The 7,062-nt window shown below is 70.5% G+C and carries 7 protein-coding genes and 1 riboswitch; of the genes, 1 reads left to right on the top strand and 6 read right to left on the bottom strand.

What is annotated here, in order from left to right; translation table 11 throughout:
* The 6 genes from ABD350_RS15760 to ABD350_RS15735 all read right to left on the bottom strand — a co-directional run.
* The coding region (locus ABD350_RS15760) for a ribonucleotide reductase N-terminal alpha domain-containing protein (RefSeq protein WP_344348702.1) at positions 1 to 889 on the bottom strand (889 nt) is incomplete at its 3' end.
* Between the two features lie 123 nt (positions 890 to 1,012).
* Positions 1,013 to 1,172, bottom strand: a riboswitch (cobalamin riboswitch).
* Between the two features lie 163 nt (positions 1,173 to 1,335).
* Entirely contained in the window at positions 1,336 to 2,964 is a 1,629-nt protein-coding gene (gene mctP / locus ABD350_RS15755) for a monocarboxylate uptake permease MctP (RefSeq protein WP_344348701.1), read from the bottom strand.
* On the bottom strand, positions 2,961 to 3,224 hold the full coding sequence (locus ABD350_RS15750; RefSeq protein WP_344348700.1) for a DUF3311 domain-containing protein: 264 nt from the start codon (positions 3,222 to 3,224) through the stop codon (positions 2,961 to 2,963). Before ABD350_RS15750 ends, mctP begins: the two co-directional genes overlap by 4 nt.
* Positions 3,225 to 3,358: 134 nt before the next feature.
* Positions 3,359 to 4,120, bottom strand: a complete 762-nt coding sequence (locus tag ABD350_RS15745; RefSeq protein WP_289968086.1) for a GntR family transcriptional regulator — start codon at positions 4,118 to 4,120, stop codon at positions 3,359 to 3,361.
* Positions 4,121 to 4,592: 472 nt separating this feature from the next.
* Positions 4,593 to 5,378, bottom strand: a complete 786-nt coding sequence (gene nagB / locus ABD350_RS15740; RefSeq protein ID WP_344348699.1) for a glucosamine-6-phosphate deaminase — start codon at positions 5,376 to 5,378, stop codon at positions 4,593 to 4,595.
* 110 nt (positions 5,379 to 5,488) lie between these two features.
* Positions 5,489 to 6,241, bottom strand: coding sequence for an SDR family oxidoreductase (locus tag ABD350_RS15735; protein WP_344348698.1), 753 nt, complete (start codon positions 6,239 to 6,241; stop codon positions 5,489 to 5,491).
* Positions 6,242 to 6,334: 93 nt separating this feature from the next.
* On the opposite strand from ABD350_RS15735, the gene ABD350_RS15730 reads away from it, so the two are divergent.
* A complete protein-coding gene (locus ABD350_RS15730) occupies positions 6,335 to 6,967 on the top strand; it encodes a TetR/AcrR family transcriptional regulator (RefSeq protein WP_344348697.1) in 633 nt (210 codons plus the stop codon).
* Positions 6,968 to 7,062 lie beyond the last annotated feature (95 nt).

Here is a 7,062-nt window from a genome sequence, read left to right as displayed (position 1 = left end):
CCTGGTTCACGGCGGCGACCGAGGCGTCCAGGGTCTTCAGGAACGGCACGATCCCGTTGGAGTGTCCGTTCGTCCCCCGGATCAGCGAACCGCGCGAGCGGATGCGGGAGTACGACAGCCCGATGCCGCCGGCGTGCTTCGACAGCCGGGCGACCTGGTGGTAGCGGCCGTAGATGGAGTCCAGCTCGTCCAGCGGGGAGTCCAGCAGATAGCAGGACGACATCTGCGGGTGGCGGGTGCCGGAGTTGAACAGGGTGGGGGAGGACGGCAGATAGTCCAGGCGGCTCATCAGACCGTAGAGCGAGGCGACCTCGTCCACGGAGCGGGCCGTGTCGTCCTCGGCCAGGCCGCTCGCGACGCGCAGCATGAAGTGCTGGGGCGTCTCGATGACCTTCCGGGTGATCGGGTGGCGCAGCAGGTAACGGCTGTGCAGCGTGCGCAGGCCGAAGTAGCCGAAGCGGTCGTCGGCGCCCTCCGCCACGGCGGAGTCCACCAGCGCGTCCAGCCGTGCGGCGTGGGTGCGGACGAACTCGGCGGTGCGGTCGGCGATCAAGCCCTCACGGTGACCCACCTCGACGGAGCCGGTGAAGGAGGTCACACCCTGGGAGGCGGCCTCGGACCGGATCGCGAGGGTCAGCAGGCGGGCGGCCAGCCGGGAGTAGGCGGGGTCCTCGGCGATCAGGCCGGCGGCGGCCTCCGTGGCCAGCTCGCGCAGCTCCGCCTCGTCGGCCCGCGCCGACCGTCCGCGCAGGGCGGCGGCGGCGACCCGCCCGGGATCGGCGTCGGGCAGATCGGCCGTCAGCCCGGACAGGGTCCGCAGCAGCGCGGCACCGGGACCGTCGGTCTCCGGTCCGCTGACCGAAGCCGGGTCGGCTGGCGCGATGGTCACGTGGGGGTCTCCCTCGCTCGGCACGGGGCCTGGCGGAGGGCAGGGGGCGACCACGAACGCACACGGCGTCGCGTCCGCCGGCCCACTCCACGAGGCCCGGACGTCGGAACGCACCCGGACCGGACGGCCGGGTGGGCTGCGGCAGGTCTTCGGACTGAACAGGCGCGCGAGCACGCAAGTACACCGTTGCGGGACAGTTCCGGATTCGCACCGGATTCCCCTGCGACGACAGCGAGGACGAGCATACATCTAGTGCCGGGCTGCCCGGACACCCCCAGATGTTGTGTCGCCCCCGCTCCGGGCGGTCAACGGGCAGACGAGGAGCGCCCGGGGGCCGTCCGGCGGGGCCGTGGGGCCGGGTCCGCCGGGCGGGTACGGCAACGGGCCGCCGGTGATCGTGCTTCCGGCGGCCCGCTGTGAGGGCCCGAGTCTTTCCGGGGCGTGGGTCAGTGGCCGGCGCCGGCCGTCGCGGGCGGCAGTTCCACCTGGACACCCGGGTCACCGGAGTCCGCCGTGTAGTCCGACGGCTTGGTCTCGTCGATGCCCTCGGGGGCCTTCAGAGCCTTCAGGACGACCGTCAGGACCACGGTGACCAGGACGTTCAGCACGAACGCCGTCAGGCCGATGTAGCCGATCTCGCCGATGCCGGGGATCTCCTTCGCGGAGCCGCCGAAGTGCTTCTGCGTCGGCGAGGCGACCCCGTACGCGGCGGCCGTGCCGTAGACCATGCCGACCGCCCAGCCGGCCAGCAGCGCCCAGCGGTGGAACCAGCGGGTGAACAGGCCGCCGACCAGGGCCGGGAAGGTCTGCAGGATCCAGATGCCGCCCAGCAGCTGGAAGTTGATGGCCACGGTCTTGTCCATGGTCAGGACGAACACCAGGGCGCCGACCTTCACCAGCAGGGAGACCAGCTTGGAGACCTTCGTCTCCTCCGCGGCCGTCGCGTTCGGCTTGATGAAGTCCTTGTAGATGTTGCGGGTGAAGAGGTTGGCCGCCGCGATGGACATGATCGCCGCCGGGACCAGGGCGCCGATGCCGATCGCCGCGAACGCCACGCCGGTGAACCAGTCCGGGAACATGTCCTCGAACAACTGCGGGATGGCGAGCTGGCCGTTGGAGACCTTCACCCCGGCCGCGATCGCCATGAAGCCCAGCAGTGCCAGCAGACCCAGCATCAGGGAGTACAGCGGCAGGATCGTGGTGTTGCGGCGGATCACCTCACGGCTGCGGGACGACAGGGTCGCGGTGATCGAGTGCGGGTACATGAACAGCGCGAGCGCCGAGCCGAGCGCCAGCGTGGCGTACGTCCACTGGCCCGCCTCCGGTGGCGCGAGCGCCCCGCGCGGCTTGCCGGTGGCCGGGTTGACCTGGTCGAACGCCTGGCCCGCCTTGGCGAAGACGTCGTCGAAGCCGCCCAGCTTGATCGGGATGTAGATGATCGCCACCGCGATGACGATGTAGATCAGCGTGTCCTTGACGAACGCGATCAGCGCGGGGGCGCGCAGGCCGGAGGAGTAGGTGTAGGCCGCCAGCACGCCGAAGGCGATGAGCAACGGCAGGTCCTTGATGAACCAGTTGGTGTTCTCGCCGCCGCCGACGCCCATCACGTCCAGCACCGCCTGGATGCCGACCAGCTGGAGCGCGATGTACGGCATCGTCGCCAGGATGCCGGTCACCGCCACCGCCAGGGAGAGGCCCTTGGAACCGAATCGGCCGCGCACGAAGTCGGAAGTGGTGACGTACCCGTGGCGGTGCGAGACCGACCACAGGCGGGGCAGGAAGGTGAAGATCAGCGGGTACACCAGGATCGTGTACGGCACCGCGAAGAAGCCGGACGCGCCCGCCGCGTAGATCGCCGCCGGTACGGCGACGAAGGTGTACGCCGTGTACAGGTCGCCGCCGAGCAGGAACCATGTGATCCAGGTACCGAAGGACCGTCCGCCCAGGCCCCATTCGTCCAGGGAGTGCTCGTTCTCGGCCCTGCGCCAGCGCGCGGCCAGGAAGCCCAGGACCGTGACGGCGAGGAAGAAGAAGATGAAGACGCCGAGCGCGACGCCGTTGACGCCGTCCTTCACTTCGCCGCACCCCCGCTCGCTTCCTTGCGGGCGCGCTGGTCACGCTGCCAGAGCTTGTACGCCACCATGGTGAGCGCGGTGGAGATCAGCACCCAGAGCATCTGGTACCAGTAGAAGAACGGGATCCCGATGAGCGTGGGGTCGACCTTGGAGTACGAGCCGACCCACAGCACCGCCACGAAGGGCGCGACGAGACACAGGGCGATGATCACCCTGGCCGGTGTGACCACCGGTGGCCTCACTTCAGGCGTTTCGGACATGCCACGGCTCCGTCCCCTTGCTGATCACCTGTGTAATGAGCAGGAAATCTAGGTGACGGTGTCGTGACAGCGGAAGCCCTCGTCCGCATATCGGTATACCGACTTGGCGAACGCGTCCCGCCGTTATCCTGCCGTTATTCCGCCGGGCGCTTCAGCCGGGCGACGAACTTGTAGCGGTCCCCGCGGTAGACCGAGCGCACCCACTCCACCGGCTTGCCCTCGCGGTCCAGCGAGTGGCGGGAGAGCATCAGCATCGGCAGGCCCACGTCGGTACCGAGCAGACCGGCCTCGCGGGGGGTGGCCAGGGAGGTCTCGATGGTCTCCTCGGCCTCGGCGAGGTGCACGTCGTAGACCTCGGCGAGCGCGGTGTACAGCGAGGTGTACTTCACCAGGGAGCGCCGCAGGGCGGGGAAGCGCTTGGCCGACAGATGGGTGGTCTCGATCGCCATCGGCTCGCCGTTGGCCATGCGCAGCCGTTCGATGCGCAGCACCCGGCCGCCGGCGGTGATGTCGAGCAGCTCGGCGAGCCGGTCGTCGGCGGTGATGTACCCGATGTCCAGCAGTTGCGAGGTCGGCTCCAGGCCCTGGGCCCGCATGTCCTCGGTGTAGGAAGTGAGCTGGAGCGCCTGGGAGACCTTGGGCTTGGCCACGAAGGTGCCCTTGCCCTGGATGCGTTCGAGCCGGCCCTCCACGACCAGTTCCTGCAGGGCCTGGCGCACCGTGGTGCGGGAGGTGTCGAACTCGGCGGCGAGCGTGCGCTCGGGCGGGACCGGCGTACCCGGCGCCTGCGTCTCCGTCATGTCGAGCAGGTGCTTCTTCAAGCGGTAGTACTTGGGCACGCGCGCGGTACGGGTGGTGCCTGCCTCGTTCTCCGCACTGCTGACGTCGGTGCTCATGCTCTGCCTTCCCGGCTCCGGATGCCGAAAGCGACCGACATCCCATCGGCCACGGCTCACATCGTGGCACGGGTTGCTGTACCAGTACTCCACCCGCACGCTCCGTGATCCCCTCTGTATACCGCCGCACCCGCTGTTGGTCTAGTCCATCGGGGCGGGGGAGTGGGGAGAAGGCCCGGCGGAACGCTCCGGTGCGGTGCACGGGAGGGGCGAGGGCGAGCGCACGGGCCGTAATAAGGGAGAGGCCAAGCATCGTCGGGCGCGCAGCCGACGCGTGGGTGACGCCGTGGCCGGCCGCGCGGTCTGCCGTCGGCGCAACCGGCCGCTCCCCGCGGTGGCCCGGCGGCTCGCGCCGCCGCCGGAGCGTTCGTGCCGCGGTCCTCCGCCGCCCCGCTCCTCCCCGTCGCCCCGGCGGCCGTCCCCGCCCGCGCCGGGGACCCGCCGCCGGGGTCGGCGGTGGTGGTGTCCTTCGCTAGATGCCCTGCCACTCCGGCTTGTTGGCGTAGGTGTGGCGGAAGTAGTCGGCCAGCTTCAGCTTGGACGCGGCGGCCTCGTCGACGACCACCGTGGCGTGGGGGTGGAGCTGGAGCGCGGAGGCGGGGCAGACCGCGGCCACCGGGCCCTCGACGGTCGCGGCGACCGCGTCCGCCTTGCCCTCACCCGTCGCCAGCAGCACCAGGTGCCGGGCCTCCAGAATCGTCCCGATGCCCTGGGTGATGACGTGGTGCGGGACCTGCTCGATGTCGCCGTCGAAGAAGCGGGCGTTGTCGATCCGGGTCTGCTCGGTCAGCGTCTTGATCCGGGTCCGCGAGGCGAGCGAGGAGCAGGGCTCGTTGAACCCGATGTGACCGTCGGTCCCGATGCCGAGCAGCTGGAGGTCCACCCCACCGGCCTCGGTGAGCGCCCGGTCGTACGCCTCGCACGCCGCCTGGACGTCCTCCGCCGTGCCGTCCGGGCCCATGAACGCGTCCATTCCTATGCCCAGCGGCTCCAGCACCTCGCGGCGCAGCACCGAGCGGTAGGACTCGGGGTGGTCCGCGGGCAGCCCCACATATTCGTCGAGCTGCGCGATCCGCGCCCGGGAGGCGTCCACGGCGCCGGAGCGCACCTTGGTGGTCAGCGCCTGGTAGATGGGCAGCGGGGTGGAGCCGGTGGCCACGCCGAGCAGGGCGTCGGGCTTGCGTCGCAGCAGCTGGGCCATGGCCTCGGCGATCAGCTCGCCGCCCGCCGCGGCGTCCGGAACGATGACAACTTCCACGCTGGGCCTGCCGTTCTGAAGTGGGCTCTGTGCGTCTATGTGGTTTAGACCAATCTAACAGAGCCGACGTTCGAGAGCGCGGGAAGAGGCGGGGAAGACCCGGGAAACTCTCAGGTGAGGGAGCCTCCCGTCGCGTCCAGCCAGTGACCGGTCACCCAGCGGCCGTCGTCCGAGGCCAGGAAGGCCACGACATCGGCGACGTCCGCCGGCGTCCCCACCCGTCCCAGCGCCGATATCGCGGCGGCGCCCTGCCACGCCTCGTCGTTCGCGCGCAGCCAGGAGGCGTTGATGTCGGTGTCGATGATGCCGGGTGCCACCGAGTTGACCGTGATCCCGCGCGGGCCGAGCAGCTTGGACAGGTCCCGGGTGAGGACGTCCAGCGCCCCCTTGGTCATGGAGTAGGCCAGGAGGTGGGGCATCGTGGCGGCCCGGGCCAGGCCGGACGATATGTTCACCACCCGCCCGCCGTCGCGCAGCCGGTCCGCGCCGAGCCGGGTCAGGAAGAACGGTGCCTTCACGTTCACCGCGAACAGCCGGTCGTACTCCTTCTCCTCGATCTCCTCGAAGGGGTGCGCGGCGGCGATGCCCGCGTTGTTCACCAGGATGTCCACCCCGTCCGCCTGCCGGTCGAACTCCGCCCACAGCCGTTCGGCGTCCCCGGGCGTGCCCAGCTCCACCCCGATCGCGAACGCGGAGCCGCCCGCCGACTCGATCGCGGCCACCGTCTCCCCGGCCGCCTCCTCGTTGGTGCCGTAGTGCACCGCCACGCGGGCCCCGTCGCGCCCCAGTCGCTCGGCGATAGCCCGCCCGATCCCCCGGCTCCCACCCGTGACCAGTGCCGTCTTCCCTGTCAGCGTGCCCATGACTGCCCCCTCCTATTTGTCTATCGGTCGCTACAGAAAGACCGTACACCACCTCGCCGACAATTTTCTAGGGGTCGCTATAAAATGGTCCGCATGACCACGGGGCAGGGCACACGGACCAAGAGCGGCGGCGCGGGCCGCACGCGGGGCAGGCCGCGTTCCTTCGACCGCGCCACGGCGCTGGAGAAGGCGCTGCTGGCCTTCTGGGAGCACGGGTACGAGGCCACCTCGGTCTCCGACCTCACCCGAATCATGGGCATCGGCGCCCCCAGTCTGTACGCGGCCTTCGGCGACAAGCAGTCCCTCTTCGACGAGGTCGTCCGCGTCTACAGCGGCACCCACGGCGCCTTCGGCGGGCGTGCCCTCGCCGAGGAGCCCACGGCCCGCGAGGGGGTCGCGCGCATGCTCCGCGAGGCCGCCGCCGAATACACCGACCCGGGCCATCCGCACGGCTGCATGATCATCCACGCCGCCATCAACTGCACCAATCCCGAGGTCGAGGGCGCGCTGAGGGAGCGGCGCAACGCCAACATCGCCGCCATCGAATCCCGGATCCGGGCGGACATCGCGGCCGGACTGCTGCCGGCCGACACCGACGCCGCCGCCCTCGCCCGGCACACCGGCGCCGTGGTCCAGGGCATGTCCCAGCAGGCCCGCGACGGCGCACGCCGGGAGGAACTGGAAGCACTCGCGGAAATTGCCATGGCCATCTGGCCCCACGACTGACCCGGGCGGGCTAGGCTGCGTGGCATCGCGGGCCGGCGCCTGTCGCGGCGCGGACGCTTCCGCACCATGGACACGCCTTCGTGGTCTAGTCCAGA

Origin of the sequence: Streptomyces nogalater, from assembly GCF_039532885.1 — a bacterium.
In the GTDB taxonomy this organism is placed as follows: Bacteria; Actinomycetota; Actinomycetes; order Streptomycetales; family Streptomycetaceae; genus Streptomyces; species Streptomyces nogalater.
This window is presented reverse-complemented; position numbering and strand designations above follow the sequence as displayed.